This is a genomic window from Pararhizobium gei (assembly GCF_029223885.1).
In the GTDB taxonomy this organism is placed as follows: Bacteria; Pseudomonadota; Alphaproteobacteria; order Rhizobiales; family Rhizobiaceae; genus Pararhizobium; species Pararhizobium gei.
Genome location: NZ_CP119409.1, coordinates 1135154 through 1155474 on the forward strand (window position 1 = coordinate 1135154; position 20321 = coordinate 1155474).

Sequence of the window (20321 nt, forward strand, 5' to 3'; positions counted from 1 at the left end):
CGGGGTGCTCGTCACAGAATCCTGGGGTAATCCCCCCGGCCATTAACGGGCTTCAAAAGTAGAATTTTCTCGGGCTTTATGATCGAGGAGGATTCGATGAAGATGAGCAGATTTAGCGAACCACAAATCCTTGCAATCCTTCGCCAGGCAGAAGGCGGTGTTCCGGTGCCCGAGCTTTGCCGGGAACACGGGATGAGCACAGCGTCCTTTTACAAATGGCGATCCAAATACAGCGCCATGGACGCGTCGATGATCAGCCAGATGAAGGCTCTGGAGGATGAGAACCGTCGGCTGAAGAAGATGTATGCCGAGATGAACATGCGTGCGCGAATTGTAGATCTTCAAAATGTAGAGAGTGCGGCGGGATGTTCGACCTTGATGAAGTGATCGGTCAAATAAATTAACCAGCAGCGAAGGGAATCGTGTGAGGAGTGGAGGGCGCATTCCTTTAAGTGCATGGATAAGCCACGGCAGAGTAGACGCTTCGCATCATTCCGCGCGTTTGGTACTACTTCGTTAGTCTAGCGATGCTATAAAAATCGCATTACAGAATGCACTACAGAATGTATGAAGATGTTGCCTAAGTCTCTGATATTTATGAATCAAAATTTTGGTTCGAGACCCCCCAACCGTACCATTTTTCCACAATTAAATCAAAGACTTGAAGATATGATTGCTGTGCTTGGCTGCGCCATGCGGCATAGCGGACGCCAAGACTGGGCCGACGATTCTTCAAACACCTGACCGCGTCGGCGCCCCTCAAGAAATTCTAAGGCATCTTGAAACCTGTCCGTTCTGCTTCGCGACGCATTGACTAGGAATTCCGAGCAGCCCGCGCTGACAGGTTGCAAGACAAAGGCGCTCCAACATCACCGGTCACAAAAAAATACGGTGTTCCGTCGCCACCACTTCGTTCAGGAAATCGTGGACGGTGCGGACGCGCAGGAGGTCGCGAACGCTTTCGTGATAGGTGGTCCAATAGGCGCGGCGGATCGTCGTTGTGGGCAGGATGCGGACGAGTTCCGGATATTGGCCGGCGATATAGTTGTGCAGGATGCCGATGCCGGCGCTGGAGCGCACTGCTTCCGTCTGCCCGGTTGCGCTGGAGATCTCGAAACCGGCGTCCCAGTTGCGCATCACCTCGCCGGTGAAATTGAGCGACGCCGTGAAGATCAGGTCTTCGACATAACCGATGCGCCGGTGCCTCTTCAAATCGTCGATTGTCTCCGGCGTTCCCTGGGCGACGAGATAGGCCTGTGACGCATAAAGCCCCAGCGTATAATCCGTCAGCTTCGATGATACGAGCCGCCCCTGTTCCGGGCGTTCCAGCGTGATGGCAATATCCGCCTCCCGCTGCGAAAGGGAAAAGGAGCGTGGAACCGGCACCAGTTGAATGCGCAGTTCCGGAAACCGCGCCGTTAATTGCCCCAGGCGCGGCGCCAGGAAAGAGACGCCGAAGCCATCGGGTGCGCCGATGCGTACCGTTCCGGCAATGGCCGTATCGACACGACCGACCTGCGCCTGCGCCGCCAGCATTTCGGTTTCCATCCGCTCGGCGGCATGCAGGAAAATCTCGCCCTCGGCGGTCAGGTCGCAGCCATTCGTCCGGCGAACCAGAAGCTGCGTCTTCAGGGACTGCTCCAGCGCCGTCACCCGCCGGCTCAGCGTTGCATGATTGACCCCGAGCCGCTTGGAGGCCGACAGGATCTGGCCGCTGCGAGCGACGGCCAGGAAAACGCGGACATCATCCCAGTTCATTGAATGGCCTCATCGAAAGGGAGTTTTTCCGCGTCACGTCGATCTTCACCTTAATGATACCGTGAGAAGACAATCAGGCGCTCGCCAGAATCGCTGATCCATTCCGAGGTAGAAAGAACGAATCCTTCGGGGTAATCTTCGAGATACGGAAGATGTCCTTCGGCGAGGTGGGGCTGTGCCCATTTCCAGTATTCGAAGCACTCCGATGGCGGAACCCAGACGAGAAACCCACTCGTATTGTATTCCACGAGCTGATGAACGCCTTCGCGGAAGAGTTCTTTCACATCCTCGATCTCGAGCTCACGCACGTGTTTTCCGATCGACTCCGGTCGGCCGTCTGTCATCCTGATTTCGGCGTCTTTCCTTTTCGGGATGAAGTCATAGTACATCATAACCGATACCTCATTTGCTCCGCATCATCACCGGATCGACATCCACCAGCCTGAGCGCCTTGACCATGTCGGCAGCGCCTTCCTTGTATTTCAGGAAATGCGGCGTTTTGAGATGCTCCTCATAGGCTTGCCGGTCGGCATAGACTTCGAGGATGCGGATCTTCTCCGGTCGCTCCCGCTCGGCTACGGCATGCAGCATGAGGACTCCGGGCTCGATCGCGATGGATGCCTCAATCTCCTCCGCCAACAGGATGCGATATTCCGGAAGCCGGATGGCCTCGATCTCCAGCTCCGCAATTCGAATGATCTTTTCACCCTGCATGCCCATGAACTGCTTCTCCCTAACTCATGATGACATCAATTTTCGCACAACGGTTGCTGAATATCGCGCGTTGATTTGTGCATATTGTAGTGCGACACTCCTGCCATAATCAAGAGATCAGGAGGATCACCCATGTACGAGATCGGTCATTTCATCGGTGGCAAGCGCGTTGCCGGCACCAGCGGCCGCACGAGCAATGTTTTCAACCCGGCAACCGGCGAAGTCCAGGCCACCGTGTCGCTTGCCAGCGACGCGGAAATGGATGCAGCGGTCCAGAACGCCAAGGCCGCGCAGCCGAAATGGGCCGCCACCAACCCGCAGCGCCGCGCGCGCGTCTTCATGAAGTTTGTCCAGCTCCTGAACGACAACATGGACGAACTGGCTGAAATGCTGTCGCGCGAGCATGGCAAGACCATCGATGACGCAAAAGGCGATGTTATTCGCGGCCTCGAGGTCTGCGAATTCGTTATCGGCATTCCGCATCTGTCCAAGAGCGAATTCACCGAGGGTGCCGGCCCGAACATCGACATGTATTCGATCCGCCAGGCCGTCGGCATCGGCGCCGGCATCACGCCGTTCAACTTCCCGGCCATGATCCCGATGTGGATGTTCGCGCCGGCGATCGCCTGCGGCAACGCCTTCATCCTGAAGCCTTCCGAGCGGGATCCTTCCGTGCCGATCCGCCTTGCGGAACTGATGATCGAAGCCGGTCTTCCGGCCGGCATCCTCAATGTCGTCAACGGCGACAAGGGCGCGGTCGATGCCATCCTGGCGCATCCCGACATTTCCGCCGTGTCCTTCGTCGGCTCCACGCCGATTGCCCGCTATGTTTATGGGACGGCAGCGATGAACGGCAAACGCGCCCAATGCTTCGGCGGTGCGAAGAATCACATGATCATCATGCCGGATGCGGATCTCGACCAAGCCGCTAACGCGCTAATGGGCGCCGGCTACGGCTCCGCCGGCGAGCGTTGCATGGCGATCTCGGTGGCTGTGCCGGTCGGCAAGGAAACCGCCGATCGCCTGATCGCAAAGCTGACGCCGATGGTCGAAAGCCTGCGCATCGGTCCTTACACCGATGACAAGGCCGACATGGGCCCGGTCGTCACCAAGGAAGCCAAGGAGCGCATTCTCGGCCTGATCAACAAGGGTGTCGAAGACGGCGCCAACCTTGTCGTCGACGGTCGCGATTTCAAGCTGCAGGGCTATGAAAATGGCCATTTCGTCGGCGGCTGCCTGTTCGACAATGTCACGCCGGACATGGATATCTACAAGCAGGAAATCTTCGGACCGGTTCTCTCCGTCGTTCGCGCCAAAACCTATGAGGAAGCGCTCGACCTGCCGATGAAGCATGAATATGGCAATGGCGTCGCGATCTATACCCGCGACGGTGACGCGGCCCGCGACTTCGCCAGCCGCATCAACATCGGCATGGTCGGCGTCAACGTGCCAATCCCGGTGCCGTTGGCTTACCATTCCTTCGGTGGCTGGAAATCCTCGTCCTTCGGTGACCTGAACCAGCACGGCACGGATTCTATCCGCTTCTGGACTCGCACCAAGACAGTCACCAGCCGCTGGCCGTCGGGGATCAAGGACGGTGCCGAATTCGTCATGCCGACCATGAAGTAAAACCTGTAATCGCCAGAAGACACGCTATCGGGCCTCCTCAGGGAGGTCCGATTTTTTTTGCGCCAAGGTAAAAATGGACATCGAAGGCGGTGTAGGCTGAGACCGCTGCCGCGTCAGACTGATGGTCGCTTATCGTGAGAAAACGGATGTCGTGAATGCAGATGCGATTCATGTATTTTGGAATTGTTCCAAACTAACATCCGTCCTATATGAAGGAAGCGATCAATATCCGCTGGCGCAGTTGCCGGATCGGCTGGCGATCATGATATGCCGGTGGGGCTCGACGGTTCTCTGGAACGACGGGCGAAAAAACTGAAGCCTGGAGTAGATGATGCGCCTGACGAAGCAGACAAATTACGCAGTCCGTATGTTGATGTATTGCGCTGCCAATGACGGTCGCCTGAGCCGGATTCCGGAGATTGCCAAAGCTTACGGCGTCTCGGAACTGTTTCTCTTCAAGATTCTACAGCCTCTGAACAAAGCGGGACTGGTCGAGACGGTGCGTGGCCGGAACGGCGGCGTGCGCCTGCCCAAGCCGGCGGCCGATATCAGCCTGTTCGACATCGTCAAGGTAACGGAAGACAGTTTCGCCATGGCGGAATGCTTCGAGGCAGGCGAGATCGATTGCCCGCTGGTCGACAGTTGCGGGCTGAACTCGGCGCTGCGCAAGGCGCTCAACGCCTTTTTCGAGGTGTTGCAGCAATATTCCATCGACGATCTCGTCAAGGCGCGCCCGCAGATCAACTTTCTTCTTGGTTTGGATGAAATCGTGCGGCCGAAGACAGTTGCCGCGTAGGCAGGGGATGGGTCGCGCAGCATCTGTTTACTGAATGATCTGCTCCCGAATGGCTTTCGCCACCATCTGGGTTCTGTTGACGACATCGAGTTTTCTCAGGATAGTCGCCGTGTGCGAATTGACCGTATGCTCCGAAACAGAAACGATGAGCGCAATTTCGCTTGCCGTCTTGCCATGCGAAATCCAGCGCAGAATTTCTGTCTCCCTCGGCGTCAATCCCATGCCTGTTCTGTTCGAAAGAACCAGCCTGTAGAAATAATCGAAAGCGCAGATTGCGTCGTAACAGATTTCGAAATGTGCGTGCCGTTCGATGTCGTCGCCGTCACCCAGGAATATAACCGAATAGCGTGCGCCGTTCAGGCCGCTAACGGGAATGCAGATCATTATCTCGAAGCCCAACTGCTCGATCAGGTTGCGGCCATCGCCCAACTGCGGATCATCGGATGTCCACACGGAAGGGATATTCGACCGGTGCATGCTCTCGAACACATCGCAATCGCCAAACCGGTGACGCTTGTCGTATTCCTCCGCCAGTCCCGACGGCAGATCGTGGAGCATCAACTTGTTCGACAACGTGCACGCTTCGCTTTCATTGCCGAGATTCAGGATCCCGAAATGGTCCAATTCGAAACGCAGGGCGATCATGTGAAATATGCGAAAGAAATCGACCCGATTGAGAGCTTTCTCCAAATCGCTGTGGAAGTGATACCGACGGTGGTTTTTCAGAAGCTTTGCCACGGTGCGGCGCCCCTCCAGTCTCCGCATGTGCGAGTTTAGCGCGCTATTCATCACAAGCAACGGCTATTTCAAATAAAACTGGAATAGATGGGCGTCAGCCAAGGTGTTGCGGCAAAGGAGCGAGATGTTCACCCTCAGGGCGACACGACCGGCAGATTAAAAGCTGGGCAGCCCGTGCTCATGATTGTCGCTGCCGCCGAAGCGTCACGCTTCGCTCTATTCGGGATCCGGACAGCATGTGATCCGGTTTTCTAAAAAAATCGCTGCATAACGCCATGTCATTTTTCAAAGGATAATTTTCCAATTGGACAATTTTCCGGAGATGCTTATTGCAATGGCGAGGCAAATGTCGTTCCATCCGGGCTTGACCGGAGCGGCGGCGTTCTGCGTCAGAAAAATATGAGAACAAGAACAAAACTGGGAAACGAACTCATGAAAAAGCTCTCTACCCTCCTTGCGGCAACCACAATCGCCACGCTGCTGGCCGGTTCCGCTTGGTCCAAGACCCTCGTTTATTGCTCCGAAGCGTCGCCTGAAGGCTTCGATCCGGGTCTATACACCGGCGGCCAGACCTTCGACGCTTCGTCACGCACCGTCTATAACCGTCTGGTTGAGTTCAAGCATGGGTCGACCGAAATCGAACCCGGGCTTGCGGAAAGCTACGATGTAAACGCGGACGGCACGGAATATACCTTCAAGCTGCGTCCCGGCGTCAAGTTCCAGACCACGGACTATTTCACCCCGACCCGTGAACTGAACGCTGACGATGTCATCTTTTCGTTCGAGCGTCAGTACAAGACCGACAATCCGTGGAACAAATATGTTGCCGGCGCTTCCTGGGAATATTTCTCCGGCATGGGCTTTCCGGATCTGATCCAGTCGATCACCAAGGTTGACGATCTCACGGTCAAGTTCAAGCTGAAGCAGGCCGAAGCGCCGTTCCTTGCCAATCTCGGCATGGATTTCGCCTCGATTCTCTCCAAGGAGTATGCTGACAAGCTGGCCGCCGATGGCAAGATGGAGTTGTTGAACCAGCAGCCGCTGGGCACGGGGCCCTACACATTCGTGGCCTACCAGACAGATGCCGCGATCCGCTACAAGGCCAATCCCGATTATTGGGGCGGCGTCCAGAAGATCGATGATCTCGTCTTCGCGATCACCACCGATGCAGCTATCCGGGCGCAAAAGCTGAAGGCAGGCGAATGCCATATCATGCCTTACCCGAACGCAGCCGACGTTGCCGAGTTGAAGAAGGACGAGAACCTGACGGTTCTGGAGCAGGAAGGCCTCAACGTTTCCTATCTCGCCTATAATACGCTCGTCGCACCCTTCGACAAGGCGGAAGTGCGCAAGGCGCTGAATATGGCCGTCAACAAGCAGGCGATCGTGGACGCTGTCTTCCAGGGCGCCGCCACAGTTGCCAAGAACCCGATTCCGCCGACGATGTGGTCCTATAACGATGCCGTTGTCGACGACAAGTTCGATCCGGAAGCAGCAAAGAAGATGCTGGAAGACGCCGGCGTCAAGGATCTCAAGATGAAGATCTGGGCCATGCCGGTGGCACGTCCCTATATGCTGAACGCGCGCCGTGCAGCCGAACTGATGCAGTCTGACCTCGCGGCAATCGGCGTCACCGTCGAAATTGTCTCCTATGAATGGGCCGAGTATCTGAAGCTGTCTTCCGCAAAGGACCGCGATGGTGCGGCCATCCTTGGCTGGACCGGCGACAACGGCGATCCGGACAACTTCCTCGACACGCTGCTTGGTTGCGATGCCGTCGGTGGCAACAATCGCGCTCAGTGGTGCAACAAGGAGTTCGACGACCTGATGACCAAGGCGAAGGCGACCGCCGACGTTGCAGAGCGCACCAAGCTTTATGAAGAAGCGCAGGTGATCTTCAAGAAGGAAGCGCCCTGGAACACGCTGGACCATTCGCTCGTCTTCGTTCCGATGAGCAAGAAAGTCACCGGCTTTGTCATGGATCCGCTCGGTATTCACCGTTTTGACGGCGTCGATATCGCGGAGTAACCTTCCATCATTGATGCCGCTCCGTTACGGCTAAGGTGCCGGCGGTCCGAATTTTTCGGGCCGCCGGTTTTCACAATTGGACTGACCGCCCATGTTGCGCTTCTTTTTCGGACGTCTGGCCGTCCTCATCCCGACCTTTATCGGGGTTTCCATCATTGCTTTCTCATTCATCCGTCTGCTGCCGGGCGATCCGGTTATGCTGATGTCGGGAGAACGGGTTATGTCTCCTGAGCGCCATGCCCTGTTGATGACCGAACTCGGTCTCGACCGGCCGGTCTATGCGCAGTATTTTGATTATCTCGTCAATCTGCTGCAGGGCGATTTTGGTAGCTCGATCGTTACCAAGCGGGCCGTGCTTGACGATTTCCTGCAGTTGTTTCCGGCAACGCTCGAATTGTCCATCTGCGCCATTCTTCTCGCCGTATTTCTCGGCGTTCCTGCCGGCGTTCTCGCAGCGGTCAAGCGCGGAACCTGGCTCGACCAGACACTGATGGGAACCGCGCTGATCGGCTATTCCATGCCGATTTTCTGGTGGGGCCTGCTGCTCGTGATCTTCTTTTCGGGCTATCTCGGCTGGACACCCGTCTCCGGCCGTATCTCGCTGATGTATTTCTTCCCGCAGGTGAGCGGTTTCATGCTGATCGACAGTCTGATTTCAGGGCAGGCGGGCGCCTTCAAGTCCGCCGTCACCTATCTGATCCTGCCGACCATCGTGCTGGCGACGATCCCGCTGGCGGTCATCGCCCGCCAGACCCGGTCTGCCATGCTGGAGGTGTTGGGCGAGGACTATGTTCGCACCGCCCGGTCCAAGGGTCTGTCTCCCTTCCGGGTCATCGGCGTGCATGCCCTGCGCAATGCGCTGATCCCTGTCGTCACCACCATCGGTCTCCAGGTCGGCGTACTCCTGGCAGGCGCGATCCTGACGGAAACCATTTTCTCATGGCCGGGTATCGGCAAGTGGATGGTCGATTCCGTGTTCAAACGCGATTATCAGGTCGTGCAAGGCGGACTGATGCTGATCGCCGCCGTCATCATGATCGTCAATCTCATCGTCGATGTGCTTTACGGGCTCATCAACCCCCGCATCCGGCACTAGGAGGTTCCGATGGCTGCTATCGAAGCCCAAACCACCCCGCCGACCGGACTTTCAGAGTTCTGGTTCTATTTTTCGCGCAACAAGGGCGCTGTCATCGGTCTGGTGATCTTCACGATCATCCTGGTGCTGGCAGTCTTTGCGCCGATCGTCTCGCCGCATAATCCGAGCATACAGTCCCGCGATGGTCTCCTCCTGCCCCCAGGGTGGATGGAGGGCGGCAAGTTCGCCTATTTTTTAGGTACTGACGCTGTCGGGCGCGATATCCTGTCCCGCCTGATTTATGGCGCGCGCTTTTCGCTGTTCATCGGCGTCGTCGTCGTCAGCATCTCGGTCCTGTCCGGTGTCATCATAGGCTTGGTGGCCGGTTATTTCCGCGGCCGCACCGACACCATCATCATGCGTGTCATGGATATCATCCTGGCCTTTCCATCGCTGCTTCTCGCTCTCGTGCTGGTGGCGGTTCTCGGGCCGGGCTTGCTCAATGCGATGATTGCGATTTCGCTCGTCAACCTGCCGCATTTCGTGCGCCTGACCCGCGCTGCGGTCATGACCGAGCGAAGCAAGGATTACGTTATTGCCTCCAGGGTCGCAGGCGCCGGTACCCTGCGCCTGATGTTTCTGACCATTCTGCCCAACTGCCTGGCGCCGCTGATCGTCCAGGCGACGCTAGCCTTCTCGGCCGCAATCCTCGATGCCGCAGCGCTCGGCTTTCTCGGCATGGGCGCCCAGCCGCCGACGCCGGAATGGGGCACGATGCTGGCTGAAGCGCGCGAATTCATCCAGCGCGCCTGGTGGGTCGTGACCTTCCCCGGCCTTGCCATTCTGATCACCGTTCTTGCCATCAACCTGATGGGCGACGGCCTGCGTGACGCGCTCGATCCCAAGCTGAAGAGGTCCTGATGACTTTGATCGAAATGGAGAAGTTTTTGGTCGACGCAGCGCGCAGGTCGATCAAGGCGCTCGACCTATCACTCGGATCGGAAACGCCTCTTAATACCCCGGACGAGGGCCAGTCTGCCCCGTGATCGGACGAGGATCTGCGATGGGTTACGGTTTACCCTTTATCATGGCGTTTGTCTCCGCAGCATCGAAGTCACATCTATATATTCATTCGTGGTAGAAAACTCATGTCACTCTTTGAAATAGAAAATCTCGTTGTCGAATTTCAGACGGCGTCCGGTCCCTTTCGCGCCGTCAATGGCGTCTCGCTAAAGGTGGATGCGGGCGAGGTCTTGGCGATCGTCGGCGAGTCCGGCTCCGGCAAGTCCGTATCCATGCTGGCTGCCATGGGACTTCTGCCCTGGACCGCAAAGGTGACGGCCGACAGGCTGCAGTTCAACGGCATCGACCTGCTTGGCATGTCGTCATCCGACCGTCGCAAGATCGTCGGAAAGGACATTGCGATGATCTTCCAGGAGCCTATAGCCAGCCTCAATCCCTGTTTCACCGTCGGTTTCCAGATCGAAGAGGTGCTGCGCATCCATCTCGGGCTCGACAAGGCAGCGCGGCGGAAACGCGCGATCGAACTTTTTGATCTTGTTGGTATTCCAAACGCTGCCGAACGGCTTGGCCATTTTCCGCACCAGATGTCGGGCGGCCAGTGCCAGCGTGTGATGATCGCGATTGCCCTGTCCTGCAACCCCAAGCTCCTGATTGCCGACGAACCAACCACCGCGCTTGACGTGACGATCCAGAAGCAGATCCTCGATCTCCTGATGCGGCTGCAGGCGGAACAGGGCATGGGCATGATCATCATCACGCATAATATGGGCGTCGTCGCAGAAACGGCCGATCGCGTTATCGTCCAGTACAAAGGCCGCAAGATCGAGGAGGCTGATGTCCTGTCGCTGTTCGAGGCCCCGAAAAGCACCTATACGCGCGCTTTGCTCTCGGCCCTGCCGGACAATGCCACTGGCGACCGGCTTCCGACCATCGCCGAGTTCCTGACCGACGACCAGATTTTTGAAGGAGCAGCGCGATGACCCCTGTTCTCGAAGCCCGCAACCTGACCCGCGATTACCACATTCCGGGAGGCTTGATTAAAAAGGCGAGAACCGTTCACGCCGTCAAGAACGTCAGCTTCTCGGTGGAGCAGGGCAAGACGCTGGCCATCGTCGGCGAAAGCGGCTGCGGAAAATCGACGCTCGCCCGTATCGTCACCATGATCGATCCGGCAACCTCGGGCGACATGTTCATCGACGGTCAAAAGGTCGATATCGCCAAGGAGCGTCTGACGCCGGACATGCGCCGGAAGGTGCAGATCGTGTTCCAGAATCCCTATGGCACGCTCAATCCGCGCAAGAAAATTGGCGAGATCCTGACCGAACCGTTGATCATCAACACGAAGATGAAAGCCGACGAGCGCCGGGAAAAAGCGCTCGCCATGCTGAAGAAGGTTGGCCTTGAGGAGAAGCACTACGGCCGGTATCCCCATATGTTCTCAGGCGGCCAGCGCCAGCGCGTGGCCATTGCCCGCGCCCTCATGCTCAATCCGCGGCTTCTGGTGCTGGACGAGCCGGTATCCGCGCTCGATCTCTCGGTGCAGGCGCAGGTTCTTAATCTGCTCGCCGATCTCCAGGACGAGTTTCAGTTGACCTATGTCTTCATCAGTCATGATCTTTCGGTCGTGCGTTACATCGCCGATGACGTTATGGTGATGTATTACGGCGAGGCGGTGGAATATGGCAGCCGCGAGCGGGTCTTTAGCGATCCCCAGCACAATTATACGCGCACACTTTTTGCAGCGACCCCGCGTGCCGATGTCGACAGCATCAAGGCAAGGCTCGCCAGAAAAAACGCTGCCTGATACAGGCCGGCACTTCCTCGGCTCGGTGGTTTCGCTCGCAGGAAATCTGCGCTAGACACCGTGCCGTCACCTATCACGACGCGGCCTGCCGCAAACCATGAGGATTTCAAAATGGACATCACACGCTTCGAAACTGGCCCGCGCATGAGCCAAGCGACCGTACACAACGGTACGGTCTATCTGGCCGGCCAAGTCGGCAAAGCCGGCGACGATGTGGCGACCCAGACCGGTCAGGCGCTCGCCGAGGTCGATCGTCTTCTGGCTTTGGCAGGTACGGACAAAAGCCGGATCCTTTCGACAACGATCTGGCTTGCCGACATGGTCGACTTCCCGAAGATGAACGCTGTTTGGGACAAATGGGTGCCACAGGGGAACACGCCCGCGCGCGCGACCGGCGAAGCCAAGCTTGCAACACCCGATTATCTCGTGGAAGTTATCGTCGTCGCAGCGCTCTGAGCAGCTGCCTCTTATCTGGCATTTCCTACAAATCATGCCGCCGTCTTCAGGAGACGGCGGTCCGTTTCACATCAGTCGCCTATGCGCGCTGTGCCGGTTTCGCCGTTGTCGCGCACCCATTTGACCTTGGACGGCCCCGTCGCCGTGAGGTCGAAGCACATTTTCGCGCCATCATACCAGGTCTGGAACTGCTGGCAGAGCTTGTCGGATTGGATCCACCAGCGGCCCTTGTCAGCCGGTTTAATGAATTTCCCCAGCCCCAGCGCCTTGCCATTTCCATCGACCTCGCCCGACGACCGATAATTCAGCGGAAACTCGCCTCCCATCGGCGCAGCAAGATAGATGGTTTTCCCAACGATGCGTTCCCGAATATCCGCTTCTTTCAACGGACCGGCGTCGGCAGCCATAGCACCTGTCGAAACTGCGGCCCCCAGGCAAACAAGTAGCAGTGTTTTCATGACGGTCTCCGTGCCCTGTTGTGATGTTATCTATATTTCCGTTGCCGTTTATTCAGCGGCATAAAGGAACAAGTCATGTACTTCCGCGTTCACAGACGATTACTTTCAAATCCTGTAAAAACGAAGGAGCGCACCATGCTGTACTGGTTGCCTAGGGTAAGCCTTTTCCTGCTCGCCATCCTCGCTCTTGGCCTTGGGTTTTTCCCGGCAACATCCGAGGACGTTGCCAACACGCTGATTGTCGTCATTCTGGGTCTCGGTCTGTTTTCGTTGACGTTGCATGTCTTTCCTCCAGAACGGTACTAAGCGTCATAAAGTTTCTTCAAACGAAGGATTTTAGACGCTTCAAAACATGAAGAACCACTCGGCAGACTGTAACCGGCTACTGTTGGCCTGCCCTTTGTGACCAAGGGCTGGCGAAGAATTTAGAAACACGATATCGCCGGTCTTCGGGGACAGTGGAGTGGACAATATGAGTGCTGCCTTGCCGGGACGAGAGCTTTTCAAGCGACAACAACGGCTGCGACAAGCTGAACTTGAAGCAAAAGCAGCGGAGGCGGCAATACCGGAGACGGCACAGAAAACCGGGCTCGACCTCGTCGTTGCATGGAGCGTTGTCGGAACCTTCATAATTTTTGCGGCGACAGTCATCTATATGATGGAGTCGATCTTGATGCCGATCACTCTGGCCATCGTTGTCGGCATGGTCCTGGGCCTTGCTGCCGACCGTCTGGCCGGCTTCGGTGTGCCACCCGTATTGGGCGGACTCCTGCTGGCGTTGATTTTCGTCGTCGGGCTATTTTTCCTGATCAATTTTTTGATTGAACCGCTGACCACCCTTGCCGGGCAAGCTCCAGCCCTGGTTGAAGGTGCCATCGAACGGGTCCTCCCCTATCTCCAAAGGTTCGAATGGGCGCGAACGGCGATTGCGGGTGCCGACGAGAAGGCGATTGCGGACGTGGCCATCCAGAATGCGGGTGCCATGCTCGGTCTTCTCGCGGCAGGGGTCACGCCGGCCTTCGTTCAGTCTCTGATCTTTCTCGCGGCGCTTAGTCTCTTCCTGATCGGACGCTCTCATTTGCGCAAGACCATCATCCTTGCGTTTGCGACACGCGACCGCCGGCTTGCAGCCATCCGGATCATGAATGCCACAGAAAATGCGATCGGTTTCTACTTCTCGACAGCAAGCGTGATTTACGTCGTGCTCGGCGCGATAACCGCAACGATCGCTTTCGCCGGCGGTTTGACCATGGCGCCGCTCTGGGGCGTTTTTGCCTTTGTATCCAGCTTCATTCCTTATCTCGGCGTGACGGCAATGACGCTTGCATTGGCCATTGCAGGCCTGATGACGCACGATAGCGTCCTTTTGGCTCTTGCGCCTGCAATAGGCTTCTTTTTGCTGCATCTGGTCATGGAAAACCTGGTGACGCCGGCCATCCTCGGACGCCGGCTGGAAATCAATCCGTTCCTGATTTTCGTCGCGATCATCTTCTGGACATGGATGTGGGGCGCAGTCGGCGCCATGCTGGCGCTGCCCCTATCCTTGATCGCCATGACCATTTTCAACGAGGTGCGGACTCAACCGGTCGAACGCCAGTTGCCGGGGTGATGTCTGCACCCCCTTGCTCTAAAAACAGTTGTGTGGCCTGCTCAGTTCGAGCGGCCCTTCTCGTCGAAGAATAGCGCCTGGCTGATGAGCGCCTTCACCATGTCCGGATTGAACGGCTTCGTCACCAGAAATGCCGGCTCGGGCTTGGTGCCGGTCAGCAATCGCTCAGGGAAGGCTGTAATGAAGATGACCGGGAGGGTGTTATTGCGAAGGATATCGTTAACGGCGTCGATGCCGGAGCTACCGTCAGCCAGCTGAATATCGGCCAGAATCATTTTTGGCGATGTTTTTTCGAAAAGCGCCATGGCTTCGCTATGCGTACGCGCAATACCGGATACTTTGTGACCGAGGCTCGTCACCATGTCCTCGATATCCATGGCAATCAGCGGTTCGTCCTCGATGATCAGCACTTCGGTCGCCACCTGCCGCGAAATATCATCTGAGGCCTCGCGAAGGAGCGCCACCGCCCTTTCGGCCGGGACATCCAGTATCTCTGCCGCTTCATCCGGTGAAAAACCCTCGACGGACACAAGCAGGAAAGCCTTGCGAGCAGCTGCCGGCAGGTTGGAAAGATTCGCCGAGGCGCGCTGTTCCCAACTGAACGGCGAAGCACTTTCCGGTAAGTTTATGCTTACGGTGTCGAACAGCGAGCAGAACAGTTTGAACAGGTTGACCCTGTCATTCGTGCCTTTTGGAAAAAGTGTGATGTCAGCGATGAGCGCTTCCAGGACTGCCGCCACATAAGCGTCTCCGGATGCCTGCGATCCGGTAACGGCACGTGAGAACCGGCGCAGATACGGAAGATGGGCTGCAATCCGCATGGAAAGTGACATTCGCGACTTCCTTCAGTATGATAGTTTCAGAATTGAACTCGACGCTACTAGCGAGTCTGACAAGGCGTTGGTTTGAACATGTTTTATGGTTTATGGGAAGTTTTGAAGCGGAATGATCTCGCCAGAGTCTGAAAAAATGTCTGCAATTTGGAAAATGACAATGAGTCGGGCGTATCAAATTGGAATACGCAATGCGACAATTCCCGCACAGGGCAGGAGTGCAACTCGGCGATGAGCGATACCCCCAGAGACCGGCGATCTGCCCGGACGGCAGTCGGAACTGAAGGCGGCATGATGGACGCGAATAACCAGATTGCTTTGAAGTTGAGAGCGCTTTACAGGGAGGTTGAGCAAGAGCCTATCCCGGATATATTTCTTGATCTTCTCGCCAAGCTGGACAAAGCCGAACAGAAATTCGACTGAAGCTCACTCACCTGAGAATCCAAAGACGGGAAACAAAAAAACGGGCCGCAGCCCGTTTTTTATTGTCGTATCGGTGGCTTGATCAGCACGCTGCCGTGTAGCGACGACCATACCGGTCGCGGTAGATGCAGCGGCCCGGCTCGTTGGCATTACCGATCAGCGCGCCGGCGACACCACCGACTGCAGCGCCGACTGCAGCGCCACGCACATTGCCTGTTGCCACACCGCCGATAATCGCGCCGGACGCAGCGCCTATGCCGGCGCCTTTTTCAGTCTGCGTGCAAGCTGCAAGCGGAAGAATGAGTGCAGTTACGAGAAGAATCTTTTTCATGGTGGCTTCCTACCTATGGAGCGATGAACATCTGTTTCGACCGGTTAAATACGGCCCATCAGCACGAGAATGAGAAGTATGACGACGACCAAGCCGAGACCGCCTGACGGTCCGTAACCCCAACCACGGCTGTAGCCCCAATTCGGAAGCGCGCCGATCAGCAAAAGAATAAGGACAATCACGAGAATCGTGCCGAGCATGGTATTTCCTCTTTGAGTTCAGGCCTTTCACAGCCACCGGGTTCCGCGATCTAAACGCCGCTCACGAAGTTTTGTTCCAGCGCCTGCTTTGTTTCTGAGGCGATGCCGCGATCCCCAGACGAGCGCGGGGGACATTGGGTTTCGGTGACGGTCGTTCCAGCGTGAAATGTGGAACTTATCTTGCTGTCGCGCGCTTCCCCTGCGGCAGTTATTGCAGGCAGCGCGGACACCCGCGGAACCCGGAGCCCAATGGCGCCAATCCGGCCCGGAAGGAATGGACCGGATTCAATCCAGTTTTAAAGAGTGTCGTCATGAACCGCATTTTCATCGCTTTCAGTGCGCTTGCCGTGCTGTCCTCTACAACCGCATTGGCGCAGGCAACGGGGTCCAAAGCCGACCCGGCAAAGCAGACGACGGATTACCTTTCCGCCGCCTCCGACCAGGTTCTGGTCAGCAGCATTATGGGCAAGACAGTCTATTCCGGAGCCGACGAGGAGGGTGAGGCGATCGGTAACGTCAACGACGTAGTCATCGCCCCAAGCGGCGGCGCCCAGGCTCTGGTCATCGGCGTTGGTGGTTTCCTCGGGATTGGGGAAAAGGACGTGGCGATCAGCTTCGACCGGGTCACGTGGTCGAACCGAGACGGCCAACGCATCATGGTCGTTTCGGCGACGAAGGAGGAATTGCAGGTCGCCCCCGAGTTCGAGCGCATTGCGCCAACGGATGGTGTTGCCGCGGCTGTTCCGGAAAGCGAAAACAAGGGAGTAACTGCGGAGCCGTTATCGTCCGAGAACGAGCAAACGGCCCGACCTTCCGGTGGAACGACGCCTCAGATGACCGACCCGGAAAAGCCCCCCATCGATCCGGGGACAACGGTCTCCAATCCTCCACCGGAGTTCGTACCTGTCGATCCCGCCGCGATCGTGGCGGAAAAAATGATGGGTGTTGAAGTCAAGGTTGCGGATGATACAGATCTCGGAAATATCGGGGACGTCATTCTGGCAAAGGACGGCAAGATTGAGACTTATGTCATCGATGTCGGCGGCTTTCTCGGCATCGGCGAAAAGCCTGTCGCCATGAGCGCCGCAAGCGTTCAGGTATTGGCAGATTCAAACGGCAAGATGGTCATCTACTCGCCGTTCACGCGGGCGCAGCTGGAAAACCAGCCTGCCTACGACGCCGAGCTTTACAAGCAAAATCCTGCTCGTATTACCCTGAGCACGCCGCGCAGTTGATATACGAAAAACGGAGCCTCTTAAGACGGCTCCGTTCTCACACTTCAATTTTCAACGCCGGCTCCCAGTTGTTTTCACGACATTTTCTCGACCGCTTCAAGTTGACTCAAAAGGGCGGCCAAGTGGTCCTGTTCCGCTGAGACGTCCTGAATGGGATAGAGGTCCTGCAAGGTTCTGCCTATATGCAGATTGCCTTCTCTCGCTCGGACTGGCTGTCGCACAGCGGCTGTTGCCGATTTCCAGATGTTTGCGGTCGATACGGTCATTCTGCTGTCTCGCATGTCGATGTCATTGCAGAACGTTGCGTGAGAGCGGAAGGTTCCGTCAAGCTCGGGAACGATCCGTGTCAATTCGAGACATTTCTCTTATGTATAGTTAATGACCGGTTTAAAATCCAAAAGAAGTCTTCTGTTCTGATGGAACGAAAATTATGGCGATAGCGTTTCCTCTTCAGGAAATTAGCCAAGGAGACGTTCGATGCTCTATTACGCTCTCATCTTTCTCGTTGTCGCCATCATCGCAGGCGTGTTGGGGTTTGGCGGTATTGCAGGCGCATCTGCGGGTATTGCGCAGATTCTATTCTTCCTGTTTCTTGCCTTCCTCGTAATCTCGCTGATCGCTGGCCTGATGCGTCGAACTTAAACGCGCTTTATCCTTATGAAGGGGGCGTCGCGGAAGCGGCGCTCTTTTTCGTTTGCGTGTTGCTGACGATTGCCTTGCCCGGGAAAGGCGCCTTGGATATTCATGGCGCCTTGCTTTGCCATAAAACCGGAGTCTCAGCCGCATGAAGTCGCTCGAACTTGTTATCGAAAGGATCATTTTGTCGAGCCGCTGGCTCCTCGTCGTTTTCTATCTGGGCCTGGTTGCGGCGCTCGGCATTTACGCTGTTTCTTTCGCGTACAAATTTCTGAAGGTTGCAGCGCAAGTGTTTGTTTACGACGATGCGCAGATGATCCTTGCCATGCTGGGCCTGATCGATGCGGCGCTGGTCGCCAGCCTCATCGTTATGGTGATGATCTCGGGATATGAGAATTTCGTCAGCCGGTTCGACGAAGCCGACGCGGAAGTTTCGTTTCTCGGAAAGCTCGATTCAGGCAGTCTCAAGATCAAGGTCGCCTCATCCATCGTTGCCATTTCTTCAATTCATCTGCTGCAGATTTTCCTGAACACCCAGCAATATTCCAGCCAACAACTGATGTGGGCGACAATCATGCACATTGCCTTCGTCGTCTCCGCGCTTATGCTGGGCTTTCTCGAGCAGATCATGAACGGGCTGAAGAAGTGAACAGGGGCAGCAAATGAAAACGGACGTCGTTGTACTGGGCGCGGGTATTGTCGGGCTCTCGACTGCCATTCATCTGGCACGGCGTGGCAAATCGGTCGTGCTGCTGGACCGGCGTGGCGTCGGCGAAGAAACCTCGTTTGGCAATGCGGGTCTGATCCAGAGGGAAGGTGTTTTCCCGTATGGTTTCCCGCATGATTTCGGCGCGCTGTTCCGCTATGCCCTGAACAACACGATAGACGCGCATTATCATGTCCGCGCCCTTCCGGGCCTTGTGCCTTTCCTGTTGCGGTACTGGTGGAATTCCGGCTTTACTCAGCATGAGAACATAGCCTCGATGTATGCGCCACTGATCGAGAATTCGATCACCGAGCATGAGGATCTCATCAACGCATCAGGAGCCGGTGATCTCATCCGCAAGGACGGCTGGATGAAGGTCTTCCGCACGGAGGCCGCCCGCGACATCGCTTACAGGGATGCCGAAAAACTGTCTTCCGCCTTTGGTGTCAATCACCAGAAGCTGTCCAGCAGCGACCTGAAGACCGCTGAGCCATCGATCAAGGTTGATCTTGCAGGCGGTCTGCGCTGGACCGATCCCTGGTCGATCCGCGATCCGCACAGTTTGAACAAAGCCTATCTTGCCTATTTTCTCTCGCTGGGTGGCCGCCTTGTGTCAGGGGATGCAGCGACCCTCGAGCATGTTCTGGAAGGCGCCGGGTGGCGCGTCGCAACCCCGGAGGGGCCGCTGGAAGCCAAGGAAGTCGTCGTTGCGCTCGGCCCTTGGGCAGATACCGTCACGCGCAAACTCGGCTATCGGTTCCCGCTCGCCGTCAAACGCGGCTATCACATGCATTATGGTATGCAGGAGGGCGCAACGCTCAACAATTGGGTGCTGGACGCCGAGAAGGGGTATTTTCTGGCCCCCATGCTGCGAGGTGTCCGCCTCACCACCGGGGCCGAGTTCGCCCGCCGCGATGCGCCCAAAACGCCGGTGCAGCTGACGCGTGCCGAACGGGTTGCGCGGGAGTTCTTTCCACTTTCGGAACGGCGCGACGAGGAGCCCTGGATGGGGGCTCGCCCGTGCACGCCGGACATGATGCCGATCATTGGCCGGGCTCCGCGCCATGAGGGCTTGTGGTTTGCCTTTGGTCACGCGCATCACGGCATGACGCTTGGACCGGTTACCGGGCGGGCTCTGGCCGAGGCAATGACGGGCGAAAAAACGATTATCGACATCAAACCCTACAGACCCCATCGCTTCGTTGCCTGATCAAAGGCCGCCGGAAGGGACCGGGGGGGGGCGGCACTGCTCGAAGGCTGGGTACCAACGGGTCATCCGCCAATCAGCGCGAATTGACTCCCGGCTCTTTCACCTGAGACACCAGGGAAAGAGCCCTCCGAGACCCGATCAGTCGTCCCAGTCGCCCGGGATGCCGGTGTCAACGCCCAGAGTCGACAACTGGCTCCGAACTCGAACCACCCCGAGAACCGCCGAGACCAGCCGCTCCACTTTTCGACGATCTTCGGTCGAATCAACCGTACCGGTCAATTCGACGACTCCCCGGCTCGCCTTGATCTCTAGGCCGTTCATATCGATGTTCCGGTCTGAAAGGGTTTCGGCGATTGCCTCTTCCAGCGCGTCGTCATCAACGTCAGCTGAGGGGTCATCGCCCACAAGATCGGGTATATTGCTTGTCTTGATTACCGTATCGTCACTGCGCTGGAAGCCAGGATTGCCGGCTTCATCAAAATTCTCATCAGCCTCGCCATACGCGCCATTGCCGATTTTCGCTTCGGATCCCGGAGTAGCGTCCGCATAAGGCCAGCCGTCATTGATGTCGCGCTCTTCGTAGTCACGATAATCTTCTTCGCGCCGTATGCTGTCGGGGTTTTTTTCGATCATGGCTCAATCCTCACTAGTCCCAATTA

General features: G+C 56.8%; 25 protein-coding genes and 1 pseudogene. 17 read left to right on the plus strand and 9 right to left on the minus strand.

Features of this window, described 5'->3' with window-relative positions; genetic code table 11:
• Window positions 1-96: 96 nt before the first annotated feature.
• Window positions 97-336: pseudogene (locus PY308_RS05285) on the plus strand (transposase); the annotation flags it as partial.
• A 540-nt stretch (window positions 337-876) separates the two neighbouring features.
• Here PY308_RS05285 and PY308_RS05290 read toward each other — a convergent pair.
• The 3 genes from PY308_RS05290 to PY308_RS05300 all read right to left on the minus strand — a co-directional run bounded on the left by PY308_RS05290 (window position 877) and on the right by PY308_RS05300 (window position 2472).
• Window positions 877-1758, minus strand: coding sequence for a LysR family transcriptional regulator (locus tag PY308_RS05290; RefSeq protein WP_275789008.1), 882 nt, complete (start codon window positions 1756-1758; stop codon window positions 877-879).
• A 50-nt stretch (window positions 1759-1808) separates the two neighbouring features.
• Window positions 1809-2066, minus strand: coding sequence for a hypothetical protein (locus tag PY308_RS05295; protein WP_275789010.1), 258 nt, complete (start codon window positions 2064-2066; stop codon window positions 1809-1811).
• A 94-nt stretch (window positions 2067-2160) separates the two neighbouring features.
• The gene (locus tag PY308_RS05300) at window positions 2161-2472 is read right to left on the minus strand and encodes a putative quinol monooxygenase (protein WP_275791022.1); all 312 of its coding nucleotides are present in this window, start codon (window positions 2470-2472) and stop codon (window positions 2161-2163) included.
• A 132-nt stretch (window positions 2473-2604) separates the two neighbouring features.
• Between PY308_RS05300 and PY308_RS05305 the strand changes: the two genes are divergently transcribed.
• Together PY308_RS05305 and rirA are read left to right on the plus strand one after the other, a co-directional pair.
• Window positions 2605-4101: a CoA-acylating methylmalonate-semialdehyde dehydrogenase gene (locus tag PY308_RS05305; RefSeq protein ID WP_275789012.1), complete on the plus strand. Its 1497-nt coding sequence runs from the start codon at window positions 2605-2607 to the stop codon at window positions 4099-4101.
• Between the two features lie 331 nt (window positions 4102-4432).
• Window positions 4433-4897 carry an iron-responsive transcriptional regulator RirA gene (gene rirA, locus PY308_RS05310; RefSeq protein WP_275791023.1) on the plus strand — a complete coding sequence of 155 codons (465 nt, stop codon included), beginning with the start codon at window positions 4433-4435 and terminating at the stop codon, window positions 4895-4897.
• 27 nt (window positions 4898-4924) lie between these two features.
• Here the strand turns inward: rirA and PY308_RS05315 are convergent, their stop codons facing one another.
• Window positions 4925-5635, minus strand: a complete 711-nt coding sequence (locus PY308_RS05315; protein WP_275789014.1) for a helix-turn-helix transcriptional regulator — start codon at window positions 5633-5635, stop codon at window positions 4925-4927.
• Window positions 5636-6067: 432 nt separating this feature from the next.
• Between PY308_RS05315 and PY308_RS05320 the strand changes: the two genes are divergently transcribed.
• The 7 genes from PY308_RS05320 (at window position 6068) to PY308_RS05350 (ending at window position 12021) form a co-directional block, all read left to right on the plus strand.
• Window positions 6068-7663, plus strand: a complete 1596-nt coding sequence (locus PY308_RS05320) for an ABC transporter substrate-binding protein (protein WP_275789016.1) — start codon at window positions 6068-6070, stop codon at window positions 7661-7663.
• 91 nt (window positions 7664-7754) lie between these two features.
• Window positions 7755-8759, plus strand: coding sequence for an ABC transporter permease subunit (locus tag PY308_RS05325; RefSeq protein WP_275789017.1), 1005 nt, complete (start codon window positions 7755-7757; stop codon window positions 8757-8759).
• A 9-nt stretch (window positions 8760-8768) separates the two neighbouring features.
• A complete protein-coding gene (locus PY308_RS05330; RefSeq protein ID WP_275789019.1) occupies window positions 8769-9659 on the plus strand; it encodes an ABC transporter permease subunit in 891 nt (296 codons plus the stop codon).
• A complete protein-coding gene (locus PY308_RS05335) occupies window positions 9659-9784 on the plus strand; it encodes a hypothetical protein (protein WP_275789020.1) in 126 nt (41 codons plus the stop codon). The genes PY308_RS05330 and PY308_RS05335 overlap by 1 nt, the downstream gene beginning before the upstream one ends.
• 102 nt (window positions 9785-9886) lie before the next feature.
• Window positions 9887-10741, plus strand: a complete 855-nt coding sequence (locus PY308_RS05340) for an ABC transporter ATP-binding protein (RefSeq protein ID WP_275789022.1) — start codon at window positions 9887-9889, stop codon at window positions 10739-10741.
• Window positions 10738-11565 (plus strand): dipeptide ABC transporter ATP-binding protein, encoded by an 828-nt coding sequence (locus tag PY308_RS05345; protein WP_275789024.1) that lies wholly within the window; start codon window positions 10738-10740, stop codon window positions 11563-11565. Before PY308_RS05340 ends, PY308_RS05345 begins: the two co-directional genes overlap by 4 nt.
• Before the next feature lie 111 nt (window positions 11566-11676).
• Window positions 11677-12021 carry a RidA family protein gene (locus PY308_RS05350; protein WP_275789026.1) on the plus strand — a complete coding sequence of 115 codons (345 nt, stop codon included), beginning with the start codon at window positions 11677-11679 and terminating at the stop codon, window positions 12019-12021.
• A gap of 71 nt (window positions 12022-12092) precedes the next feature.
• Here PY308_RS05350 and PY308_RS05355 read toward each other — a convergent pair whose 3' ends face one another.
• On the minus strand, window positions 12093-12428 hold the full coding sequence (locus PY308_RS05355) for a hypothetical protein (protein ID WP_275791024.1): 336 nt from the start codon (window positions 12426-12428) through the stop codon (window positions 12093-12095).
• Window positions 12429-12614: 186 nt separating this feature from the next.
• On the opposite strand from PY308_RS05355, the gene PY308_RS05360 reads away from it, so the two are divergent.
• On the plus strand, window positions 12615-12785 hold the full coding sequence (locus PY308_RS05360) for a hypothetical protein (RefSeq protein WP_275789028.1): 171 nt from the start codon (window positions 12615-12617) through the stop codon (window positions 12783-12785).
• Window positions 12786-12951: 166 nt separating this feature from the next.
• Entirely contained in the window at window positions 12952-14088 is a 1137-nt protein-coding gene (locus tag PY308_RS05365) for an AI-2E family transporter (protein ID WP_275789029.1), read from the plus strand.
• Between the two features lie 41 nt (window positions 14089-14129).
• Here the strand turns inward: PY308_RS05365 and PY308_RS05370 are convergent, their stop codons facing one another.
• A complete protein-coding gene (locus tag PY308_RS05370; RefSeq protein WP_275789030.1) occupies window positions 14130-14921 on the minus strand; it encodes a response regulator in 792 nt (263 codons plus the stop codon).
• 231 nt (window positions 14922-15152) lie between these two features.
• Here PY308_RS05370 and PY308_RS05375 point away from each other — a divergent pair, with 231 nt between their 5' ends.
• Entirely contained in the window at window positions 15153-15344 is a 192-nt protein-coding gene (locus tag PY308_RS05375; RefSeq protein WP_275789031.1) for a NepR family anti-sigma factor, read from the plus strand.
• A gap of 82 nt (window positions 15345-15426) precedes the next feature.
• On the opposite strand, the gene PY308_RS05380 is transcribed toward PY308_RS05375, so the two are convergent.
• Together PY308_RS05380 and PY308_RS05385 are read right to left on the minus strand one after the other, a co-directional pair.
• Complete coding sequence (locus PY308_RS05380) at window positions 15427-15675, minus strand: YMGG-like glycine zipper-containing protein (RefSeq protein ID WP_275789033.1); 249 nt, start codon at window positions 15673-15675, stop codon at window positions 15427-15429.
• A gap of 44 nt (window positions 15676-15719) precedes the next feature.
• Window positions 15720-15875, minus strand: coding sequence for a DUF3309 family protein (locus tag PY308_RS05385; RefSeq protein WP_275789035.1), 156 nt, complete (start codon window positions 15873-15875; stop codon window positions 15720-15722).
• A 311-nt stretch (window positions 15876-16186) separates the two neighbouring features.
• On the opposite strand from PY308_RS05385, the gene PY308_RS05390 reads away from it, so the two are divergent.
• From PY308_RS05390 to PY308_RS05405, 4 genes are all read left to right on the plus strand, one after another.
• A complete protein-coding gene (locus PY308_RS05390) occupies window positions 16187-17110 on the plus strand; it encodes a PRC-barrel domain-containing protein (protein ID WP_275789037.1) in 924 nt (307 codons plus the stop codon).
• Window positions 17111-17587: 477 nt separating this feature from the next.
• Entirely contained in the window at window positions 17588-17752 is a 165-nt protein-coding gene (locus tag PY308_RS05395) for a DUF1328 domain-containing protein (protein ID WP_275789039.1), read from the plus strand.
• A 142-nt stretch (window positions 17753-17894) separates the two neighbouring features.
• A complete protein-coding gene (locus PY308_RS05400; RefSeq protein WP_275789040.1) occupies window positions 17895-18395 on the plus strand; it encodes a TIGR00645 family protein in 501 nt (166 codons plus the stop codon).
• Window positions 18396-18408: 13 nt separating this feature from the next.
• Complete coding sequence (locus PY308_RS05405) at window positions 18409-19662, plus strand: NAD(P)/FAD-dependent oxidoreductase (RefSeq protein ID WP_275789042.1); 1254 nt, start codon at window positions 18409-18411, stop codon at window positions 19660-19662.
• 138 nt (window positions 19663-19800) lie between these two features.
• Here PY308_RS05405 and PY308_RS05410 read toward each other — a convergent pair whose 3' ends face one another.
• Window positions 19801-20295 (minus strand): BON domain-containing protein, encoded by a 495-nt coding sequence (locus PY308_RS05410; RefSeq protein WP_275789043.1) that lies wholly within the window; start codon window positions 20293-20295, stop codon window positions 19801-19803.
• Window positions 20296-20321 lie beyond the last annotated feature (26 nt).

Coding starts and splice junctions, on each gene's coding strand:
- PY308_RS05290 (WP_275789008.1), bottom strand. CDS start 1,758: ATGAACTGGGATGATGTCCGCGTTTTCCTGGCCGTCGCTCGCAGCGGC.
- PY308_RS05300 (WP_275791022.1), bottom strand. CDS start 2,472: ATGCAGGGTGAAAAGATCATTCGAATTGCGGAGCTGGAGATCGAGGCC.
- PY308_RS05305 (WP_275789012.1), top strand. CDS start 2,605: ATGTACGAGATCGGTCATTTCATCGGTGGCAAGCGCGTTGCCGGCACC.
- rirA (WP_275791023.1), top strand. CDS start 4,433: ATGCGCCTGACGAAGCAGACAAATTACGCAGTCCGTATGTTGATGTAT.
- PY308_RS05320 (WP_275789016.1), top strand. CDS start 6,068: ATGAAAAAGCTCTCTACCCTCCTTGCGGCAACCACAATCGCCACGCTG.
- PY308_RS05325 (WP_275789017.1), top strand. CDS start 7,755: ATGTTGCGCTTCTTTTTCGGACGTCTGGCCGTCCTCATCCCGACCTTT.
- PY308_RS05330 (WP_275789019.1), top strand. CDS start 8,769: ATGGCTGCTATCGAAGCCCAAACCACCCCGCCGACCGGACTTTCAGAG.
- PY308_RS05335 (WP_275789020.1), top strand. CDS start 9,659: ATGACTTTGATCGAAATGGAGAAGTTTTTGGTCGACGCAGCGCGCAGG.
- PY308_RS05340 (WP_275789022.1), top strand. CDS start 9,887: ATGTCACTCTTTGAAATAGAAAATCTCGTTGTCGAATTTCAGACGGCG.
- PY308_RS05345 (WP_275789024.1), top strand. CDS start 10,738: ATGACCCCTGTTCTCGAAGCCCGCAACCTGACCCGCGATTACCACATT.
- PY308_RS05350 (WP_275789026.1), top strand. CDS start 11,677: ATGGACATCACACGCTTCGAAACTGGCCCGCGCATGAGCCAAGCGACC.
- PY308_RS05355 (WP_275791024.1), bottom strand. CDS start 12,428: ATGGCTGCCGACGCCGGTCCGTTGAAAGAAGCGGATATTCGGGAACGC.
- PY308_RS05360 (WP_275789028.1), top strand. CDS start 12,615: ATGCTGTACTGGTTGCCTAGGGTAAGCCTTTTCCTGCTCGCCATCCTC.
- PY308_RS05365 (WP_275789029.1), top strand. CDS start 12,952: ATGAGTGCTGCCTTGCCGGGACGAGAGCTTTTCAAGCGACAACAACGG.
- PY308_RS05370 (WP_275789030.1), bottom strand. CDS start 14,921: ATGTCACTTTCCATGCGGATTGCAGCCCATCTTCCGTATCTGCGCCGG.
- PY308_RS05375 (WP_275789031.1), top strand. CDS start 15,153: ATGAGCGATACCCCCAGAGACCGGCGATCTGCCCGGACGGCAGTCGGA.
- PY308_RS05380 (WP_275789033.1), bottom strand. CDS start 15,675: ATGAAAAAGATTCTTCTCGTAACTGCACTCATTCTTCCGCTTGCAGCT.
- PY308_RS05385 (WP_275789035.1), bottom strand. CDS start 15,875: ATGCTCGGCACGATTCTCGTGATTGTCCTTATTCTTTTGCTGATCGGC.
- PY308_RS05390 (WP_275789037.1), top strand. CDS start 16,187: ATGAACCGCATTTTCATCGCTTTCAGTGCGCTTGCCGTGCTGTCCTCT.
- PY308_RS05395 (WP_275789039.1), top strand. CDS start 17,588: ATGCTCTATTACGCTCTCATCTTTCTCGTTGTCGCCATCATCGCAGGC.
- PY308_RS05400 (WP_275789040.1), top strand. CDS start 17,895: ATGAAGTCGCTCGAACTTGTTATCGAAAGGATCATTTTGTCGAGCCGC.
- PY308_RS05405 (WP_275789042.1), top strand. CDS start 18,409: ATGAAAACGGACGTCGTTGTACTGGGCGCGGGTATTGTCGGGCTCTCG.
- PY308_RS05410 (WP_275789043.1), bottom strand. CDS start 20,295: ATGATCGAAAAAAACCCCGACAGCATACGGCGCGAAGAAGATTATCGT.